This is a genomic window from Pseudomonas poae, assembly GCF_001439785.1.
Lineage (GTDB): Bacteria > Pseudomonadota > Gammaproteobacteria > Pseudomonadales > Pseudomonadaceae > Aquipseudomonas > Aquipseudomonas poae.
Genome location: NZ_JYLI01000029.1, coordinates 17,384 through 36,163, shown reverse-complemented (window position 1 = coordinate 36,163; position 18,780 = coordinate 17,384). Strand labels below are relative to the sequence as shown.

The following is an 18,780-nucleotide window of genomic DNA, read 5'->3' as shown; positions in this document are numbered from 1 at the left end:
CGCTGTAACTGATAAGGCTCAGCGCCTGGTTTTGGGGCTGCTGCGCAGCCCAACGCAGGACAAGCCTGCTCGCCACAGGGAATCTGCGCTTAACTGAACGGCATTAGGGCTTGCCACAATAGCCCGCACGGCTATGGCTGTGGGAGCAAGCCCCTCCCAAATTTGGATCTGGGCGCCGTCTACGTTCGGAATTTTTCCTGCCCCGCCACCAGCGTCAGCGGCGCGCGTTCCACGTCACGGGAGACGTGGGATTTCACTTCGCCCACGCCGCCCTCTTCGTCGTTGTGAATCACCAGCACGCCCGGCCTGCGCAGTTGCTCGAGGTCGCCCTGGGCCAGATTGAAGCTTGCACTCAGGTGCTGGTCGCTCAGCGCATTAGCCTGGGCGCGGCGTTGGGCGAACTTGCGGCCCTTGCGTTGCTGGTAACGCGCCCAGCTGACGAGGATCAACGCGTTGAACACGGCGATCCACAGGTAGATCTGCAGGGTGTTGAGCGCCGCGAAGATCGGCGCTTCGATTCGCGGCCCGCCATGGGTTTCCAGCATGGCGCCGATGCCGCGCGCCAGCAGCCAGACCAGGCCGCCCCAGGCGAGCAGGGTCAGCGCCACATCGATGAGCCACATCACGGCATGTTGGCGAGTTCTGACAAGTTTCATGTCACGCCTCCTTTTCGATTGGTTTGATGCCACGGTCCGGGCTCACCCAGCGCGCGCGTTTCTGGTGCTGGTTGAACAGCACCTTGGGGAAGCTGACCAGCGTGGTAAACAGGCTGACCAGCCAGAACACCATCGGGTACCACACGGTCCAGAACAGGGTTTTCCACAGGTCCTTTTCGTAGCGCCGGTCGATCAGGATGCTCACGGCGAACTGCATCAGGCACACCATCGCCAGCACCAGCCCGGTAAACGCCGGCGGCATCAGGGAGTCGACCGCAATGGCCTGGGGCAGTGGGATGAATTTGCCCACGCCCCAGAAAATCACCGAGAGCATGAAGGTGAAGGCCCAACCGGTGGACAGGCAGTATTCGAACAGCAGCGGCCACAGGTAGCGATGGCGCCATTGCCAGATGCCACGAATGTTCTTGAACAGCACTTCGGCGCCGCCCTGGGCCCAGCGCAGGCGCTGCTTCCACAGGCCGCCGACGGTTTCGGGCATCAGGATCCAGCACAGCGCGCGCGGCTCGTAGAAGATCGCCCAGTGATCGAGTTGCAGCTTCCAACTGACGTCGATGTCCTCGGTGATCATGTCGGTGCTCCAGTAGTCGATGCGGTCCAGCGCTTTCTTGCGAAACGCCACCACCACACCGGACACCGTGAAGATGCGCCCGAACACCCGCTGGGTGCGCTTGATCAAGCCGATGATCGACGAGAACTCACCCACCTGCACACGACCGATCAGGGTCGAGCGGGTGCGGATGCGTGGGTTGCCGGTGACGGCGCCCAGGCGCGGGTTGTCGAGCATCGGTGCGACCAGGTAGGCCGCCGCGTTTCTGTCGAGCAGTGCGTCGCCGTCAATGCACACCAGGTATTCGCTGCGCGCAGCCACGGCGCCCATGCGCAGGGCCACGGCCTTGCCCTGGTTCTGCGCCAGGTGCAACACGCGCAATCGCGGGTGTTGCAGGGCCAGCGCGTCGAGCAGGGCGGCGGTGTTGTCCTTGGAGCCGTCATTGACCGCGATGACTTCGACGTTGGGGTACAGCTGGTCCAGCGCGGCATGGATGGTCTCGCCGACGTTATCGCCCTCGTTGTAGCAAGGGATGATGATCGAGATCAGCGGGTTACCGGCCAGGGTCGGCGCGGGGGTGTCTTCTTCCCACGGCCAGTGGCGTTCCCAGTGCAACCAGAAGTACAGGCCGCCGGCGATCCACAGCGCCGACATGAACAGCGGGTAGAAGAACACGAAGTCCATCAGGAACTGCCCGGTGACCAGGAAGATCAGGCCCAGGGGCACGCCCAGCACCAGCGCCAACACGAATAAAGCCAGGATTCTGTCGAACATGGTCAAGGGTTCCATTGATTGGAAAGGGCCGGACGTACCGTCTTCAGGTCCGGGGAATTTTCCAGAAAGTTATCCGGGTAGTAGCCGAAGCTGGTGACGCCCTGGCGCTTGAGCACGCCCATCCATTGCGCCATTTGCACACCGTCGATATCCGGCGCGGCCTGGGTGCGCCAGTCTTTGGCCTGCAACTCGAACACGGTGCGCTCAAGCGCACCCGGGCGCGCCTTGACCGTGGCCACCAGCTTTTCCAGCCAGGCATTGGATTGCTTGAGCGTCTGGCCTTCCATCAACGGCATGGCCATGGGCGCAGTCCAGTCGTAAGCCTGGAGGAAATCGTCGAGGTTCTGCGCGAACCACGCTTCGCTGTCGGGGTTGAGCATCGGCTCGGCGAAGATATTGCGCGCGGTCTGCACCTGCGGGCCGCCGATGGCGCGCACCCTGGCGGTGAGCTCATGGGTGAAGTCGATCAGGTAGCGGCTCTTGAAGCGGGTCCAGCGCTGCATCACGGCCGGGTCGGCACGCAAGGCGGCGATGTTGCCGGGCAAGCCGTTGGCGGCGTACGCCTTGAGCGCGGCGGGGCTGGCGTCTTCGAAATCCGTCAGCACCGCGTCGTCGTGGTAGAGCACGCCGTCGATGGCACTGTTGCGCGCCAGGTCCTCGTAGATTTCACCGATGAGCCTGCGCACCTGCGGGTCGAACGGCGACAGGCGTTTGTATTGATCGGCGTCCGCAGCCACCTGGCCGGTGTGTGGATCCCACCGCGTGACACGCGGCAGCTTGGGGTCGAGGGCAAAGCTCAGCACCGGCATCCAGGCATACACGGCGGCATGGGCGCGGGTGCGCAGTTGCCAGGCGACACGGTTGAACAGGTCGGCGCGCACCGGCAGGTGACGGTTGGGGAAGTACAGCGAGTGCACCAGGCCGTCGCCCTTGGGGTCGGCGAAGGCTTGCAGGAACACGGTGCCTGCGCCCATGTCCACCACGCGCTGCACCAACTGATCGAGGTTGCGTGCCTGCTGGGCCGGGTCCGGGTCGTAGACGTTGTCCAGGTCCACATGCAGCACGCGCATCGGCGCCTTGGCCTGCACAGCGACGATGCTGTTGGCGAAGTGCTCGCCGTCCGGGTCGGAGGCCACCAGAAAGCGCGGGCTGTCCATCAGGTTGCCCAGGCTGTCGAGGCCGTCTTCCAGGGTCAGCGCCATCTGATAGCCCTGCTCGCCGACCACCGCCAGGGACGTGCCCTTGGCCGCGCCGTAGGGCCATACCCACACCCGTGGCGCCTTGCCGGTCACGCTGCGGATCTTCTGGCTGATGGCCGCGACGTCAGCGCGCATCCGCGCCTGAAACTGGGCATCGGTTTCGTAGCGGCCGGTCGCCGGGTCGTAGCGCATGGACGTCGCCGCCGGTTCCAGGTTGCCCTGGGGGTTGGCCAGAATGCCTTTGTGGTTGTTATCGGTGTGCGCGGCGATTTCCACCAGGCCCGATTGCGACACTTCGCGGATTTGCTGCCAGGTGAGGAATTCGCCGCGCGGCCGTGGCGCGCCGGCAAAGTCCACCGGCTTGTCGAGCGGCGTATCGATCCAGTAGCCCACCGGCGCCAGCAGGGCCGGCCAGTGATAGGCGCGCAGAATCGGCATCACGCGGGTGTAGAAGCTGGCGTAACCGTCGTCGAAGCTGAGCATGATGGCTTTGGGCGGCAACGCCGGCCCGCCACGGCGCGCGGCCAGGATCTGGTCGACGCTGACCGCCTGGTAACCGTTCTCGCGCAGCCAGGCCAGTTGCTCGATCAGGCGCTCGGTGCGCACGCCGACCACGGCCTGGTCGGGGTCGCGGTCATTGATGTCGTGGTAGGCAATGCCCAGGAAATGGTTTTTCGGCCACGGCGCTTCGTTGGCCGGTGTCGGCCGCTCGGCGGGTGGAGTGAATGGCGCGGGTTGCTGGGCGCAGGCACTGGCCAGCAATACACCCAGGACCAACAAGCAACGGCTGAGGACGGTCATGGTCGGGCTCTTTTAGAAACGGTAGGTAAGGTCGACGAGCAGGCGCAGATCGCGTTCGCGATCACCGTCGTAGGGGCGGCTGATCAGGCTCAGGTTGGCGCCGACGTCCAGCACGTCGTTCCAGCGAAAGCGTTGGCCGTAGCCGACTAGCCCCACCCCGCCAGTGGAGTAATCGCGCTGGCTGTAGGTGCCCGCGCCGATCTGGAACTGCTGGCTCCACTGCGTCTCGTAGCGGCGGTAGAGCACATGGTTGATGTTGAGCACGGGCAACACCGTGAGGTCGGATTTGGGGTTGAAGTACACCGCGTCCTGTTTGCTGTTGCGGCTGGTGGCGACTTCCAGGCCCAGGTCGACTTGCACATGCGGCGCGCTGTAGAGGCCCTGGCGACCACTGAGCAAGGCTTCGAAACGGTCGTTGCCATCGCTGAAATGGGAGGGGCTGAGGGTCAGTTTCCACTCGCGGCTTTCATTGGCGCGCCAGCGGATAAAACCGCTGCCGCCATTGGCCGTGATCCCGTCATTGAGCGCACGCAACGGCGTGGTGCTGAGCAGGTAGCCGAGGCTGCCGCCGTATTGCCAGTTGTCATTGATGTCGCGCGCAATCGACACGGCGGCGCCTTGCTTGGCGCCGTCGCCATAGGAATGGTTGGACACCTCGGCTTCAAGGGTCATGTCGCGGGTGCGCCGCTCCACGCCCACGCGCTGCCAGCGGTGCTGACCGGTGCCTTCGGTGAAGTCTGCGGTGGCATAACCGGCACCGGCGAACAGGCGCCAGTCTTCGTCGATGGGTGGCGTGTAGATCACGCTTTCGATGCCCCAGTCGCGGCTGCCGGTGGCGGCACCGGCGTCTTCATTGGGGCCACCGCCGAAGCTTTTGCCGGTGTAGGCTTCCACGCGCAGCTCGGCCATGTTGTGCACGTCACGCAGGCGGCTGAGGCGCTGCACTTGACGGTTGTCCGGGTTACGCGCGAGTACGTCGTCGGTGAGCACGTCGAGTTGGCGCCACTCCTGCAGGTCCATCGCGGTATAGGCCTGGGACACTTCCAGGCCGATGTCGCGCGGGGCCTGCGCTTCGGTTTCCTTGAGCACGTTTTCGGCGCGCCGAGGCAAATCACGGGCGCGGTACATGTCGGCCTGGGCCAGGCGCAGGCCGACATTGCCGGGGGCCTTGGCCACCAGGGCGTCCAGGCCGCTTTCGCTGCCCGGCAGGTCGCCGCCGTACGTGCCGGCCTGGGCGGAGAGTTGCTGCGCGTCCATCCAGTTGTCGTTGGGATTGCCGATGGGCAGGCCCTTGAGTTCGACCCGTGGTTTCTGTTCGTTGGCCAATTGCGCGGCGACGTCACGCGCCTGCTGCACCTGGTCGCTTTCCAGCAGGGCATAGAACAGCGCGGTGCTGTCATCGACGCGGTAACTGGCGTCGGCATCCGGCGCGGTCAATACCTGGCGATACAGCGTCTGGGCGCGCTCCGGCTGGCGCTGCTCGAGGTAGGCACCGGCCACCCAGCGCAAGGCGTAGGTGGGCAGTTGCACGCCTTGAGCGGTGAGGGTTTCGTACTCGCGCACCACGTCGGCGGTGCGCGCACGAGCCTTGAGCGCACCCAGGCGGTCGATGCGCCAGCGCACCACGTCATCGTGGGCGCTGGCGTCCGGGGTCCAGCGGGTGATCAGTCGGTCGTAGTCCTGCAGCGCGCGGTCGGCCACCACGTAGCGCTCTTTCTCGGAGCGCGTGGCGTACTCGGCCAGCCGCACGCGCTCGGCGGCGAGGTCGCCTTCGAGGCGGCGCTGGGTGATCGCGTCCACCAAACCAGGACGCTGGGCCGACAGGCGCAACGCGGCCTCTGGCAAGCGCGCCTGTTGCAGGGCGATGAGGTATTCGCGGGCGACTTCAGGCTTGTCGCCGGCGCGGGTGAAAGCCTGGTCGAATTCGAACAGGGCGTCGTAGTTAAAGCCTGCGCGGGCCAGCGCGTAGCCCAGGGCCATGCGCCGGTTCGGGTCTTCGGGCTTGGCCGCCACCAGCGCACGGGTGCTTTGCACGGCTTGGGTGGCTTGGCCGCCGTCGGCCTGAGTGAGGGCCAGGCCCAGTTGCAGGTCGATGTTGTTCGGCTCGCGCAGCAACGCCTGGCGATACACCGCCTCGGCCGGAGCCCATTGCTTCTGGTTGCGGTAGGTGCGCGCCACCGTGGCAAGTGCCTGGGTGCTGAGGTTGCGATGTTTGCCCTGGGCTTCGTACACCTTGAGCACTTCGCCATCCTGGCCGGCCCAGCCGGCGATGATCAGGTGATCGCTGACCTGACCGGGCGTCTGGCGTTCGGCGGACAACTGGCGAAGTTGGGTCAGTGCAGGGGTGAAGTTGCCGTTGCGCGCCTGGATGATCAGGGCGTCGTAGGCCGGGTCGGCCGAGGCGAAGGCGGGCATCAGTAATTGGCTGCACAAGGCGACCCCGATCAGCAGACGCAACCGGCCTGAGGCACTGAGTGGTAGGTTTCGCAACATATCGTGAGCTTCCTTACACACGGAAAGCGTAACGATAGGTGTCCTGAGCGAAGCGCTTCAGGGTGCGGCGTCCACTGACGCGGCCTAGCTTTCCTGGGCGGACTATCGCTCAGGAAAGCGGGGCGAAGGCCAAATCGGAACAATTGTTCAGAATTGGGCTCCGTCGGGCAGCAAACTGGAGCCTCTGTAGCAAGCAGGCTTGCCCCGCGTTGGGGTGCGAAGCGCCCCCAATCAAGGAAAACGCGGTGTACGTGACGCTACACAGCGCCTGGTTTTGGGGCTGCTACGCAGCCCAACGCAGGACAAGCCTGCTCGCCACAGTTAAGCGTAAATCCCCTGTGGAAGCGGCGCTGCGACTTGCCCGCGGAAGCGGTGGGTCAGTCGACCTCAATGTTTGCAGGGCCGACGCCTTCGCGGGCAAGCCCGCTCCCACATTTGATCGCGTTCACATTCCCCATTCCGGTCGGCTTTAGGGCAAGCCCGCTCGCCACAATAAGCCGCCTAGCCACAGGAGTGTGGTTGCCTGAAACGGCTCACGCGCAGCCAAGACTTTTAAGAGGGGGCTTGCCCCCCCTCCCACATGTTGGCTGCGTTGACCCTTACTGAGCGCCGCTGACGGCGCCGACTTTGCCCATTACGAAGCCGAGGAATTGCTCGACGGTCATCTTCTGGCCGTTGAAGGTCACTTCGTTGTTGGCGTAATGCAGCTTGGACACCACGTCAGTCCCGACCACCGTGGCCAGTTGGGTGCCGACCGCCATGCTGCTGATCATCTGCGACGCCGCCTGCCCTTGCTGCTCGATGGCTTTAGGATCGGTCACGCCGCCGAGCTGTGCCTGCAGAGCGGCGACGTCGGCGATCATTGGCTTGGACAGGGTGAGGTTGGCGTCCAGCAGCGACACCATCTGCTTGCCCAGCTCAACCGGCGGCAGTTCCATGCTGGCGGGCTTGGCCAGGTCCAGTACAAGGTTGAACTTGCTTTCGCCATGGGTGGTTTTCAGCGACAGGTTCTCGACCGCCACTTGCGGCTTGGCGGCCAACAACTGGTTGACGTTGGCGTCGGCAAGGGCCTGTTCGGCTTCAGTCAGTTGCAGTTCCGGCACCGGTTCGCCCGCAGCGGCGGCGGCTTGCACCGGTTGCATTTTTTCCTGATAAAGCTTGGTCAGCACCACCATCGACGGGACGTCGACGTTCTTCATGCTCACGGCCATGGCGGCCGAACCCACGGGTTTGCCCTGGTAACCGATCTCGTCGATCTTGTAGTCGACGCGGCCGGCCAGGTTGTTGTCCTTGGTGTTGCTGGAATCTTTCTGCTCGAAGCCCTTGAGGGTCAGCACGCTTTGCTGCGGGCCGAAGGTGAACTTGGCGTCGGTCAGCTCCACGGTGTTCTGCCCGGTGTAGAAGTCGAAGGTGGACTTCTCCAGGTTGCTGGCCACAGTAAGGCCAGCCAGGTCGGCTGCGAACGGCGTGCCGTCGGCACCCACCGCCGCCACCTTGAGGCTGTTCATGTAGCCGTCGAGCTTGACCTTCTTGCCTTCGGCGGTGCTGTCGAAGTTGAGGTTGAGGCCGGAGAAGCTCGCCGAGGACTTGTCGTCCTTGAACTCCAGGGGCAGCAGTTCGACATTGCCGTTGACCGAACGGGTGTAGCCGATATTGGTCACGCCTTTGAGCGGTGACACGTCTTTGGCGGCGGCGAACCATTTTTCGCTGGTGGGGTTCTTTTCCAGCTCGAAGTGACTGGTGGCCATGACCGGCAGCCATTTGAGCGTGACCAGACGCGAGAACGGCAGCGGGCCGTGTTCGATATGGTCGACGAACAGCAACTCGGGGTTGGGATTGTCTTCGCCGAAGACTGCGCCCTGCGCCTTGAGACGGTAGTGGGCAGTGCTGCTGAACACGCCGCGATCCAGGGAGACCAGCTCCAGGGAGACCTTGCCATCGACGCCGGCCATGGAGGTCTGCAGTTCCTTGTTGGCGTTCTGGATCGCGGTTTGCAGCACCGGCTCCAGTTGTTTACCGGTGTACCAGGCGCCGCCTGCACTGACGACGCCAACGGCGACCACAAAACCCAAAAGAACGACTGCTGGCTTATTCATGAAGTGACCTGATCAAATCCTGTGAGAAGTGGGCTGTCTTCCTTGAACCCTGTAGGGGTTGGCTCAAGCCCGCCGAAAACGGGGGAAGATTAGCACTGGCGGCCGCGAACGGCCCAGCCTTTCAGAGGGGCTCGGTCAGCGGGAGTTCACGGGTGCGCCCCATCAATCTCATCCGATGAGTGATGGAGACGCTGCAAACGTGCGGTCCAGGTATACGCCAGCCCGTGTCACTCAAGGTGTTTCAAGGCTTTGCCGGGGCCTGCGTGCCTTGGGTTCGTGCGCTTTCCCAGCCGCCACCCAGCGCCAGGAACAGGTCAATCTGGCTCATGGCAACCTGGGTGTTGGCAGCCGCCAGTTGCGCGCGCACATCGGTGTAGGTGCGCGTGGCCTGCAAGTCGGCCAGAAACGATGCGCGACCGGCCTGGAAGAAGCGATGGGTCTGCCCCGCCGCTTCCCTGGCGGACTCGCCGGCTTCGGCCAGCGCATCGCGGCGCTGCAACATGGCCGTGTATTGCGCAAGGCCGGTCTGGGTTTCGCGGATGGCGTTGAGCACCACCCCGTCGAAATGAGCCAGGGCACCCTGGGTGGCGGCCTCGGCTTCGTGGATGCGCGCGCGCGCGCCGTTGGTGGGGACGGTCCAACTGATCATCGGGCCAAAGCCCCAGCGGTTGGTCGCCGGCGTGCCGAGGTCGTCGAGCAGGCCCACCGTGCCGACAGAGGCGCCAATGGCGATGTCCGGGTAGAGCGCGCCGGTGGCCACGCCGATGCGCGCGGTGGCGGCGGCCAGTTGGCGTTCGGCCTGGCGTACGTCAGGGCGGCGTTTGAGCAAGGCGGCGCCGTCGCCCACTGGCAGCAGTTGGGCGATGTGCGGCAGCTCGGCGCAATGCGCGGTGCCGGCCGGCAATTGGTCCAGCGGCTTGGCCAGCAGCATCGACAGGCGAAACAAGCCGGCCTGACGCGCGGCTTCATAGCGCGGCATGTCGGCGCGCAAGGATTTGTATTGGGTCTGCGAGCGGGTCACCTGGGTTTCATCACCGCGCCCGGCGTCGCGCAGGCGCTGGGTCAGCCGGGTGCTCTGGCCTTGCAGGTCAAGGGACTCGTGGGCGATTGCCAGTTCTTCGTTGGCCGCGCACACCCGCGTGTACGAACGCACTACATCGGCCACCAAGGTGATGCGGGCGATATCGGCCGCCGCCTGGGCTGCGTCGGCATTGGCCTGAGCGCTTTCGATGCCTCGTTGCAAGGTGCCGAACAGGTCGAACTGGTACGAGGTGCTAATGCCCACGCTGCCGATGTTGTCCACCGGCACTTTGTCGGCCAGCAAGAACGCCTCGCCGGATTCCTGCAGGCGCTGGGCTTCGGCCTTGGCGCCGGCACTCCAGCCGCCGGCGGACTCGGCCTGTTGGCTCTGGTAACGCGCGCGCTGCAGGTTGGCGGCGGCCACGCGCAGGTCGGTGTTGGAGGCCATGGCCTGGCGCACCAGCTCATCCAGTCGCGGGTCCTTGTACAGCTTCCACCAGTCAGCCGGCACCGGTGCCGACACCACGTTGTCGCCCTCGCCCGCCATCGGCCCTTGCAGGTCTTTGCGGTTGACGGCTGCGGTGTCCGGCAGCGAGTAATCCGGGCCCACCACTTGGCAGGCCGACAGCAGCAACCCCAATGCGGAAGTCGCCAGAAGCCGCTTCATGGTTGCTCTCCGTCTTTAACCGGGTCGCCGATGATCGACACCGTGGCCGTGCGCCCGGCGATCATGCGAAAGTCGGCCGGCACGTCGTCGAAGGCGATACGCACCGGAATCCGCTGGGCCAGGCGCACCCAACTGAACGCCGGGTTGACGTTGGGCAGCAGGTTGGAGCCGCTGCTGCGGTCGCGGTCCTCGATGCCGGCGACGATGCTCTGCACATGACCGCGCAAGCGCGCGTTGTCGCCGATCACACGGATGTCCACGGCCATGCCGACGTGGATGCCGTCGAGCTTGGTCTCTTCGAAATAACCGTCGATGTGGAAGGAATTGCTGTCGACCACCGACAGCACCGGGCGCCCGGCGGTGACGAATTCCTGGCTGCGCGGCGCACGGTCGTTGACGTAGCCGTCCACCGGGCTGCGGATCACCGAACGGTCGAGGTTCAACTGAGCCGCGTCCACCGTCACTTGCGCTTCGGCCAGGGCCGACTGGGCGCGGGCCACGCGGGACTGGCTTTCTTCCAGTTGTTCGCTGGGCACCAGATTGCCGAGGCCACGGTTACGCTTGTACTCGCGCTGGGCCTGGGCCAGGGTTTCCTGGCGATCGGCCACGGCGGCGCGGGCCTGGCGCAGGGCGAGCTTGAAGCGGTCCTGGTCGACGGCGAACAGCACCTGGCCCTTGGTGACCAGTTGGTTGTCGCGCACATCCACCTGCTGGATCAGCCCGGACACGTCCGGCGCAATCTGCACGATGTCGGCGCGGATGTGCCCGTCGCGGGTCCAGGGGGCAAACATGTAGTACATCACCATGCGCCACACGACGACGACGGCGAAGGTCACCACCAGAAGCGTCAGGGTTACACGGCCGATGGTCAAAAAAGGTTTTTTCATGTCATCAGGTATCGACTGAGTGAGTCCACCGCGCCCAGCATCAGCGCGTAGAGCCCCACATTGAACAATGCCCGGTGCCAGACCAGGCGATAGAAGTGCATGCGCGTCAACAGCCCGTGCACCACCAGAAACAACAGGTACGTAATGCCCATCAGCACCAGCAACGTGGGCAGAAACACCCCGCTGATATCCAGATCACCGATCATAAAGGCGCTCCATCCGGCAGCGGCGCTTCAAGCTCCGTGCCACCAATGAATTCAACCCCCGGCAGCAGCGCCAGGCGCAGGCCGGCCAGGGCGTGCAGCAGGTGCAGGCGGGTGTCGTCGGCGTCCTGCAAGCCCTGGCCATTGAGGGCGCGACGGGTGCGGTCGAGTGTCATCAGCAGACCGCTGGGCGCGGGCAAGCGTTCACCCGCCTTGAGGCAGGCCTTGAAGTAGCCGCCCACACCTTCCACCACCTGATTGAGCAGCACCCGGGGCACGCCGAGGATGCGCGGCGAGTAGGCCAGCAGGTCGAGCAGGTTGAGTGCCACGCGCAGGTCGCGCAGGGCGATGCCGGTGTCCTGCCCGGTGAGGGCCAGGCGCGGCAGGTGCTGCATCAGGCGGTCGAGCATTTGCGCGGCCATGTGCCGGTGCTCGGCCAGGGTGGCGGGTTCGGTGAGACTCACGATGTCGCGCCAACTAAAACGGGTGAGGCGCTTGGCCGCCAGTTCCGCGCCGAAGGGCCGCGCGATCAGCGTCCATACAAAGGCGAACAGCAGGCCCACGGGCCCAGCCAGGTTGACGTTGGCGAAATTGAGAAAATCCGCATCGTAGGCGCCCTGGATGCTGATGAATGACGAGGTGTTGACCAGCGTCAGCAGCATGCCCAGGTAGAAACGCGGCTGGACCGTGAGGGTGCCGATGCAGATGAACGGCACGGCGAAGGCCAGTACCAGCATCGGGAAATCGTGCAGGTTGGGCAGCACCAGAAACAGGTACAGGCTGGCGAACAGCACCGACAGGGCGGTCCAGAAAAAGAACCGGTAAATCTGCGGCGCCGGGTCGTCCATCGTGGCGAAGAAGCTGCACGCGACGGCGGCCAGAATCACCGCGCTGCCGCCGTCGGTCCAGCCCAGCAGGATCCACAGCACCGAGGCGACGATGATCGCGCTGACGGTGGAAAACGCCGAGTAGAACATCAGGCCACGGTCGAGGAACGGCGTGAGTCGGCCCAGGCGCCAATGACGGTAGACGGCGCGCCAGCTGTCCTGGCTTTCGCACTGGATGGCGGCCTGCAAGCTGCGGCAGTCCTGCCACAGGTCGACCCACTCGGCCAGGCGGTAGAGCGCGTTGGAGAACAGCAGCGTGTGGCGGTCGTTGAGTGCGTCGCCCTGGGGTTGGGCGGCGTCGATCTGGTCGCGCAGCTGACGCCAGCGTTCAAGGGGCGCGGTGTCGGTTGTGCTATCAAGCCAGGTGTTGGCGGCGTGCAGCAACGGTGTGAAGCGTTCAAGAAACTCGGGGGCGCGGTGTTCGAGGGCGTACACCGCGTCGTCCAGGGCGTCGATCACCGGCAACAGGTGAATCATGCGCCCGCGCAGTTCCTTGGTGTTGCGCACCGTCTGCGGCCGCGCGCCTTCGTGGGGCAATTGGCCGATCATCAATTCAAGGGTGTTGAACGTGGCGACCATGCCGCCGCGCAGGTTGCTGACTTCCTCGGTATCGACGTTGCGCGTGAGAAAGCGCTGGCTGTAGACCTGCGCATCGGCAAACCACTTGGCCACCGAACCGTCGAACACCGGCATCAGTCGACGCGGCCAGAACATCGCGCCGACCACGGCGGCCACGACGATGCCGAGGAAGATTTCTTCGGTACGCGCTTCGGCCACGTCCCACACCGCCAGGGGGTTATCCACCACGGGCAGCGCGATCAGCGGCAGGGTGTAGCCGGCGAGCATCAGGGCATAGTTGTTGGCGGTGCGCAGGTGCATGGAGAGGAACAGCAAGGTGCCGGTCCACAGCGCAATCACCACCACCAGGATGTAGGGCGACTGCACGAACATCGGCACGAACAATACCGCCGCCGCCGCGCCCATCAGGGTGCCGATGGCGCGGTACAGCGCCTTGGAGCTGGTAGGGCCTACGAATGGGCTGGAGACGATGTACACGGTGGCCATCGCCCAATACGGACGCGGCATTTGCATGAGCATGGCGATGTACAGCGCGATCATCGACGCCGCGAAGGTGCGCACGCCGTAAAACCAGTCGCGGGCCGGCGGCATGCCGGTCAAGAATCCGTTCAAGACGCCACCGCCCCCGCGGCCTCGAAGGCACGCAGCACACGCAACGCGACTTCGAGGTCGCTGTGGGGAATGTCGGCCAGCACTTCGCGGCGCAGGCGCACCAGTTGCGCTTCCACCGCCTGCACCAGCTCACGGCCGCGCTCGGTGAGGCTCAGGGCCTTGGCGCGGCGGTCGTGGGCGTCTTCGGTACGGCACACATAGCCGCCGCTGCACAGCTGGTCGAGCAGACGCACCAGTGACGGGCTTTCGATGCCGGAGGCCTGGGCCACCTTGACCTGATGCACACCGTCGCCCAGACGGCCGATCATCAACAGCGGCACGGCGCAGGCTTCGGAGATGCCATAGCTCACCAGCGTGGCCTGGCAGATTTTGCGCCAGTTGCGGGCGCCCACCACCATGCTGCTGCTAAGGTTCATCTGGAGTTGTTCGAGGGATTGGGACACGGGATCGTTCGCATACAGTTAGTTTGCTAACTATCAATATGGTGGAAGCAGGCTTGAGCGTCAAGTTTTGAAACAATTTGGCGGATGGGTGGTGGCATTTGGATCAGTCTTGGCGCCGGGCTGTCGCGTCGAAGCCCAAGCCCAGTCTAGGGACAGCCCTCGGGCAACATCGACGGCACAGTGCACAACACAAACAAGCGTGCCCTGGCGCCACCGCCGTCCTGGCGACTGAGTTCGTGCCAGCCCGGGGGCAGTGGCGCAAATTCGTCCGGCGTTTCGTTGCTGCTGATCAGCCATACGCGTCGGGTGCCGGCAGGCAGTGACGAGAGGTGGTCGAGGTAGATGCGCCCGCCGTCTTGATCCACCAGCGTGCCGAAGCCGTAGGCATTCGGTCGCGTTGGGGTGCCGTCGGGTTTGGGCGGGGTGTAGAGCTGCAGTTGGGCGTCGGTCTGGTCGTAATAGACGTAGCTGAGGTACCACATCATGTCGCTGAGCACGATGCGATCATCTTCCTGGTAGTTGCGGTTGACGAACTCCACCGGCACGTTGAATTGGTCCTGCTCGTCCACCGTGAAGTTGTTCTTCAGCCCAACCAGCTCCACCCCCACCACCAACACGAACAACGCCGCGCCCCACCATGACCCACGGTCGATGAGCAACGCCAGCAGGATCGGCAAGCCCAGGGCATACACCGTGAGGTAGCGTTCAATGAACACCGGCGAGATAAACGACACGGCGTAGACCAGCAAAAGCGGCAGCAGGAAAAACAGCGCCAGCAGGATGGCTGGTCGATAAGGTTCGCGATCACGCCAGACGCTGACGCCAACCAGCGCGATCAATAGCAGCGCAAACCCCCAGAACAGCGGTCGCCACAGATCCAGGCCTTCATCCTGCAACATGAACTGCCAGATCATCGATGGCACGGACAGCGCATTGACCGGATCTTCCCAGCCGATGTCGCCGCCGACCTTGAGCTGGTCGACGTGCTGTACCAGATCCAGCAGGCCTGGCAACCAGGGCAGGTACACCAGCACAATTGCGATGTTGGTCGCCCACCATGCCCGGCGCGTGATCAGACGCTGACCGCAGGTGCCCAGCACGCCCAGGTACGCCCAATGCACCAGCACGCACAGTGCGGTGAAGTAATGAGTGTAGAAACCTGCGGCCATCAGCACCCCATAGGCCACCAGATAGCGTGTGCGTTCGGGTTGGCGCACCCAATACACCAGCGCCAGCGTTGCGCCCAGCAGCCATACGCCCAGCAGCGAATACATGCGCACTTCCTGGCTGTATCGCACCGCCGTCGGCAGCAGCGCCAGCAGGACACCGGCCAGTAGCGCCGCGCGCCGTGTGGACAGCTGCCGCGCAAGCCAGGTGCCCAGACCCACGACGATCACGCCAGGAATGGCACTCATGGCCCTGATCGACCCGATGCTGTCGCCGAACAGTTCAATCCAGCCGCGCAGCAAAAAGAAGTAGAGCGGCGGATGCACGTCGTGGGCCGCGTGGAACCACAGATCGTCCACGGCATATTCACTGAGCAGGAGGCTTGAGCCTTCATCGCCCCAGATGGCCGACGTCGTCAGGTTGTAGAACCGCAGGGCCATTGCCAGCGCCAGGATCGGTACCCACCAGAGTTGGCTGACCCAGCCGGCCCGCTCCCAGCCAAGTCGGTTGAGCGCGGGCAATGCCGTGATTTTTTCGTTTTGCTCTACCACAGACCGACGCACCTTGATTCCCCTGCCACTGCTCTGATTGCCGACACGCAAACCCACGCCACTTTAGGACAAATGCCCCTGATTCGCTTGTGCAATCGGACAAATCGGCCAATTGCGCAGGACTTCACCGAAGCGCTGGTCGGATCACGCTATGATTGCCCTCCTCCAAGGACTCAGGCTCAAGGACACTCCATGCGCATCGGTTTTCTGTCACCCCTGGCACTGGCACTGCTCGCCGGTATTTCCCAGCAGGCTGCGGCCAGCTCGGACGACTCGTGCTACCCGGACTGGCGGGTGTCGCGTGACAGCCTGGACCCGTGCAACAACCTGCCCTTTCTGAGCCCCGGCAACGACAGCCGGGTGAACCTGCGCCTGCTGCTGTCCGATAAAAAGGTGGCACCGCTGGCCCCCAATGCCCTGGACGAAACCGACCTGTCCGAGGGATTCGGCCAGGTACCGTTTGCGGTGTATCGCCTCAGCCCTGCGCCTGCCAGCAACGACGAACCGGACGACAAGCCCGACGACTCCCGCACCGCCGAACTGGACACGCTGCTCAAAACCCTGGGCATCCAGCGCGAGGACTACAAAACCGCCGGCGAAGCGTTTTTGAGCGGTGAAGGCAGCCGCTGCCGTAGCAACGACGATGACAGCGCCACGGCGTTTGTCAGCCAGGTAATCAAGGCCGATATGCCGGATACCGAACGCGTGCTGCTGGCCAGGGCGCGCCTGCAATTACTCACGGCCTGCAGTTGGGATGGCGCGGTGGTCACCGGCGAAATCGAGTCCTCGAACGGCCGCCTGTTGCGCACCTACCTGCAAGCCGCCGCCGACTTCTACAGCGGGCGCTTCAGTGAAGCCGAACGCGGTTTTGCCGCTGCCAGCGGCTCAACCCTGCCATGGCTGCAGGAAACCGCGCTGTACATGACCGCGCGCACGGCGTTGAACCAGGCTCAGGCCGAAGCCTTCGACGAATACGGCATGCCGCAGCGTGAGCATGTGGATAAGTCTGCGCTGGACAACGCCGAAAAGGGTTTGCGCGGCTACCTGAGCACTTATCCACAGGGCCAGTACGCGACCTCCGCCCGAGGCCTGTTACGGCGTGTGCACTGGCTGGCCAATGACGACGGCAAGCTCGCGGAGGACTTCGCCTGGCAAATGACCGAAGCCACCGCTGAGCAGCGCAATGTGTCACTTGATGACCTGGTGCAAGAGGCCGACCTCAAGCTGTTGATGGACAGCACTGGCAGCCTGAAGAACCCGATGCTGCAGGCGGTCAACGACCTGATGCTGATACGCGCCGAAACGCCGCCCAAACTGACCCGCGCCGACCTCGACAAACAGAAGGCCACGTTTGCCGGCGAACCGGCGCTGTACGCTTACCTGCAAGCGGCGTTTGCGCTGTACGTGGAGCATCAGCCCGAAGCCGCCCTGAAGCTGCTGCCACAGGACATGCCGTCGAACCTGGATTACTTCGCTTTCAGCCAGCAGACCTTGCGCGGCCTGGCCCTGGAAGCCAGGCAGGACTGGAAAGCGGCCCAAGCCCTTTGGCTGCAACTGCTGCCGCTGGCCAAACAGCCCCTGCAACGCGACCAGTTGGAGCTGGCCCTGGCGATGAACTACGAACGCAGCGTCGAGTTGGCCAAGGTGTTCGCGGCCGATTCGCCGATCGACGCCAACAACGTGCGCTACCTGCTGCTGCGCACCGTTGCCGGTCCCGACCTGCTGCGCCAGCAGATCGCCAATGCCCGCGATCCGGTGGAGCGCCACACGGCGCAGTTCGTGCTGCTCTACAAGGACTTGCTGCGCAGCCAGTTCGCCACCTTCGCCGACGACCTCAAGCAACTGCCGGCCACGCCGCCTGAAGACAAACTCGGCACCAGCCTGGGCTACACCTACGGCGGCGGGCAAACCTTGAAGCTGTTCCAGTGGAATGGCGACAAGGCCGAATCCGGCTACACCTGCCCGAGCATCGCGCAAACCGCCGCGATTTTGCAGAGCGACGCAAAAAACCCGCAGGCGCTCAATTGCTTCGGTGAATTCATCCTGCGCAACAGCCTGGACGGCATGCCCTTGGAACAAGCCCGCGCCGCCGGCAGCCTGGGCAGCAGCGCGTCGGACTTCCCCGGTGAAACCTTCTCGCGCCTGGATGGCTACAAACAGGTGATCGCCAACCCCAAGGCGCCGAAAACCGACAAGGCCTATGCGCTGTTTCGCGCCATCAACTGCTACGCGCCCGCCGGCTATAACAGTTGCGGCGGCGAAGACGTCGCGCCGGCCGTGCGCAAGGCCTGGTTCCGCCAGCTCAAGACTGGCTTTAGCGACACCCAGTGGGGCAACGCCTTGCAGTACTACTGGTGAAACACCTCTGGCTGGGCCTGCTGTTGCTGGCAAGCCCGGCCTTCGGCGCTGTCGATGCCGGCGACTATGACGCTTTCTGGCTGTGGAGTGGCGTCACCCCGCAGCCGGTGCTCAAGCAGGCGAAGACGCTGTACATCCTTCAGGGTCAGATCAACTCCACCCGCCGCACGCCCACCGTACGTTTGATCGCGCAGGGCATGAGCGTGCCGCGTATCACCCAGGGCGAGATCTGGATCGTCTACCGCGCCCACACCCTGCACTGGCCGGAGCGCGTCTACACGCAACTGCTCGGCCAGGTGCAACGCTGGCGTGACGCGGGCAATCCGGTGATAGGCATCCAGATCGACTTCGATGCGCGCACCCAATACCTGCACGAATACGCAGACTTTCTGCGCGACCTGCGCCAACGCCTGCCTGCCGACCTGCGCCTGAGCATCACCGGCCTGCTGGACTGGGGCAGCAACGCCGACCCGACCGCCATCGCTCAGCTTAAGGGCGTGGTGGATGAGGTGGTGGTGCAGACGTACCAGGGGCGGCACAGCATCCCGGATTACGCGGCGTATTTGCCGAGGGTGAGCCGGATGGGCGTGCCGTTCAAGGTGGGCTTGATTCAGGGCGGCGAGTGGCAGGCACCGGCGTATTTGTGCGAGAGCAAGTGGTTCGGCGGGTATGTGGTGTTTTTGCGCAATCCTTAGCGCTGCGAATGGGCTATTTCAGGCAACCCCATTCCTGTGGCAAGCCCCAATGCCGTTCAGTTACGCGCAGATTCCCTGTGGCGAGCAGGCTTGTCCTGCGTTGGGCTGCGCAGCAGCCCCAAAC

General features: G+C 64.3%; 13 protein-coding genes. 2 read left to right on the top strand and 11 right to left on the bottom strand.

The window, feature by feature from the left end; all coding sequences use genetic code 11:
- Positions 1-179: 179 nt before the first annotated feature.
- From pgaD to TU75_RS24750, 11 genes are all read right to left on the bottom strand, one after another.
- Positions 180-656, bottom strand: a complete 477-nt coding sequence (pgaD, locus tag TU75_RS24800) for a poly-beta-1,6-N-acetyl-D-glucosamine biosynthesis protein PgaD (RefSeq protein ID WP_060550444.1) — start codon at positions 654-656, stop codon at positions 180-182.
- A 1-nt stretch (position 657) separates the two neighbouring features.
- Positions 658-1,998: a poly-beta-1,6-N-acetyl-D-glucosamine synthase gene (gene pgaC / locus TU75_RS24795; RefSeq protein WP_003230998.1), complete on the bottom strand. Its 1,341-nt coding sequence runs from the start codon at positions 1,996-1,998 to the stop codon at positions 658-660.
- A 2-nt stretch (positions 1,999-2,000) separates the two neighbouring features.
- On the bottom strand, positions 2,001-3,998 hold the full coding sequence (pgaB, locus tag TU75_RS24790; RefSeq protein ID WP_060550443.1) for a poly-beta-1,6-N-acetyl-D-glucosamine N-deacetylase PgaB: 1,998 nt from the start codon (positions 3,996-3,998) through the stop codon (positions 2,001-2,003).
- 12 nt (positions 3,999-4,010) lie between these two features.
- Positions 4,011-6,491 (bottom strand): poly-beta-1,6 N-acetyl-D-glucosamine export porin PgaA, encoded by a 2,481-nt coding sequence (gene pgaA, locus TU75_RS24785; protein WP_003231003.1) that lies wholly within the window; start codon positions 6,489-6,491, stop codon positions 4,011-4,013.
- Positions 6,492-7,090: 599 nt separating this feature from the next.
- The gene (locus TU75_RS24780; protein ID WP_060550442.1) at positions 7,091-8,587 is read right to left on the bottom strand and encodes a YdgA family protein; all 1,497 of its coding nucleotides are present in this window, start codon (positions 8,585-8,587) and stop codon (positions 7,091-7,093) included.
- Positions 8,588-8,828: 241 nt separating this feature from the next.
- Positions 8,829-10,274, bottom strand: coding sequence for an efflux transporter outer membrane subunit (locus TU75_RS24775; RefSeq protein ID WP_060550441.1), 1,446 nt, complete (start codon positions 10,272-10,274; stop codon positions 8,829-8,831).
- Positions 10,271-11,161 (bottom strand): efflux RND transporter periplasmic adaptor subunit, encoded by an 891-nt coding sequence (locus TU75_RS24770; RefSeq protein WP_003231007.1) that lies wholly within the window; start codon positions 11,159-11,161, stop codon positions 10,271-10,273. Before TU75_RS24770 ends, TU75_RS24775 begins: the two co-directional genes overlap by 4 nt.
- Positions 11,158-11,367, bottom strand: a complete 210-nt coding sequence (locus TU75_RS24765; RefSeq protein ID WP_003231009.1) for a DUF1656 domain-containing protein — start codon at positions 11,365-11,367, stop codon at positions 11,158-11,160. Before TU75_RS24765 ends, TU75_RS24770 begins: the two co-directional genes overlap by 4 nt.
- Positions 11,364-13,442: an FUSC family protein gene (locus tag TU75_RS24760; RefSeq protein ID WP_060550440.1), complete on the bottom strand. Its 2,079-nt coding sequence runs from the start codon at positions 13,440-13,442 to the stop codon at positions 11,364-11,366. Before TU75_RS24760 ends, TU75_RS24765 begins: the two co-directional genes overlap by 4 nt.
- Positions 13,439-13,858 carry a MarR family winged helix-turn-helix transcriptional regulator gene (locus TU75_RS24755; RefSeq protein ID WP_015373440.1) on the bottom strand — a complete coding sequence of 140 codons (420 nt, stop codon included), beginning with the start codon at positions 13,856-13,858 and terminating at the stop codon, positions 13,439-13,441. Before TU75_RS24755 ends, TU75_RS24760 begins: the two co-directional genes overlap by 4 nt.
- 173 nt (positions 13,859-14,031) lie before the next feature.
- Positions 14,032-15,615 carry a glycosyltransferase family 39 protein gene (locus tag TU75_RS24750; RefSeq protein ID WP_060550452.1) on the bottom strand — a complete coding sequence of 528 codons (1,584 nt, stop codon included), beginning with the start codon at positions 15,613-15,615 and terminating at the stop codon, positions 14,032-14,034.
- Positions 15,616-15,795: 180 nt separating this feature from the next.
- Between TU75_RS24750 and TU75_RS24745 the strand changes: the two genes are divergently transcribed.
- Together TU75_RS24745 and TU75_RS24740 are read left to right on the top strand one after the other, a co-directional pair.
- Positions 15,796-17,961, top strand: a complete 2,166-nt coding sequence (locus tag TU75_RS24745; RefSeq protein WP_060550439.1) for a PA5441 family protein — start codon at positions 15,796-15,798, stop codon at positions 17,959-17,961.
- Positions 17,958-18,656 carry a DUF3142 domain-containing protein gene (locus TU75_RS24740; protein ID WP_060550438.1) on the top strand — a complete coding sequence of 233 codons (699 nt, stop codon included), beginning with the start codon at positions 17,958-17,960 and terminating at the stop codon, positions 18,654-18,656. Before TU75_RS24745 ends, TU75_RS24740 begins: the two co-directional genes overlap by 4 nt.
- Positions 18,657-18,780: the final 124 nt, after the last annotated feature.

Bases quoted from the DNA above. Each gene is read 5' to 3' on its own strand.
- pgaD (WP_060550444.1), bottom strand. From the start codon at position 656: ATGAAACTTGTCAGAACTCGCCAACATGCCGTGATGTGGCTCATCGAT.
- pgaC (WP_003230998.1), bottom strand. From the start codon at position 1,998: ATGTTCGACAGAATCCTGGCTTTATTCGTGTTGGCGCTGGTGCTGGGC.
- pgaB (WP_060550443.1), bottom strand. From the start codon at position 3,998: ATGACCGTCCTCAGCCGTTGCTTGTTGGTCCTGGGTGTATTGCTGGCC.
- pgaA (WP_003231003.1), bottom strand. From the start codon at position 6,491: ATGTTGCGAAACCTACCACTCAGTGCCTCAGGCCGGTTGCGTCTGCTG.
- TU75_RS24780 (WP_060550442.1), bottom strand. From the start codon at position 8,587: ATGAATAAGCCAGCAGTCGTTCTTTTGGGTTTTGTGGTCGCCGTTGGC.
- TU75_RS24775 (WP_060550441.1), bottom strand. From the start codon at position 10,274: ATGAAGCGGCTTCTGGCGACTTCCGCATTGGGGTTGCTGCTGTCGGCC.
- TU75_RS24770 (WP_003231007.1), bottom strand. From the start codon at position 11,161: ATGAAAAAACCTTTTTTGACCATCGGCCGTGTAACCCTGACGCTTCTG.
- TU75_RS24765 (WP_003231009.1), bottom strand. From the start codon at position 11,367: ATGATCGGTGATCTGGATATCAGCGGGGTGTTTCTGCCCACGTTGCTG.
- TU75_RS24755 (WP_015373440.1), bottom strand. From the start codon at position 13,858: ATGAACCTTAGCAGCAGCATGGTGGTGGGCGCCCGCAACTGGCGCAAA.
- TU75_RS24745 (WP_060550439.1), top strand. From the start codon at position 15,796: ATGCGCATCGGTTTTCTGTCACCCCTGGCACTGGCACTGCTCGCCGGT.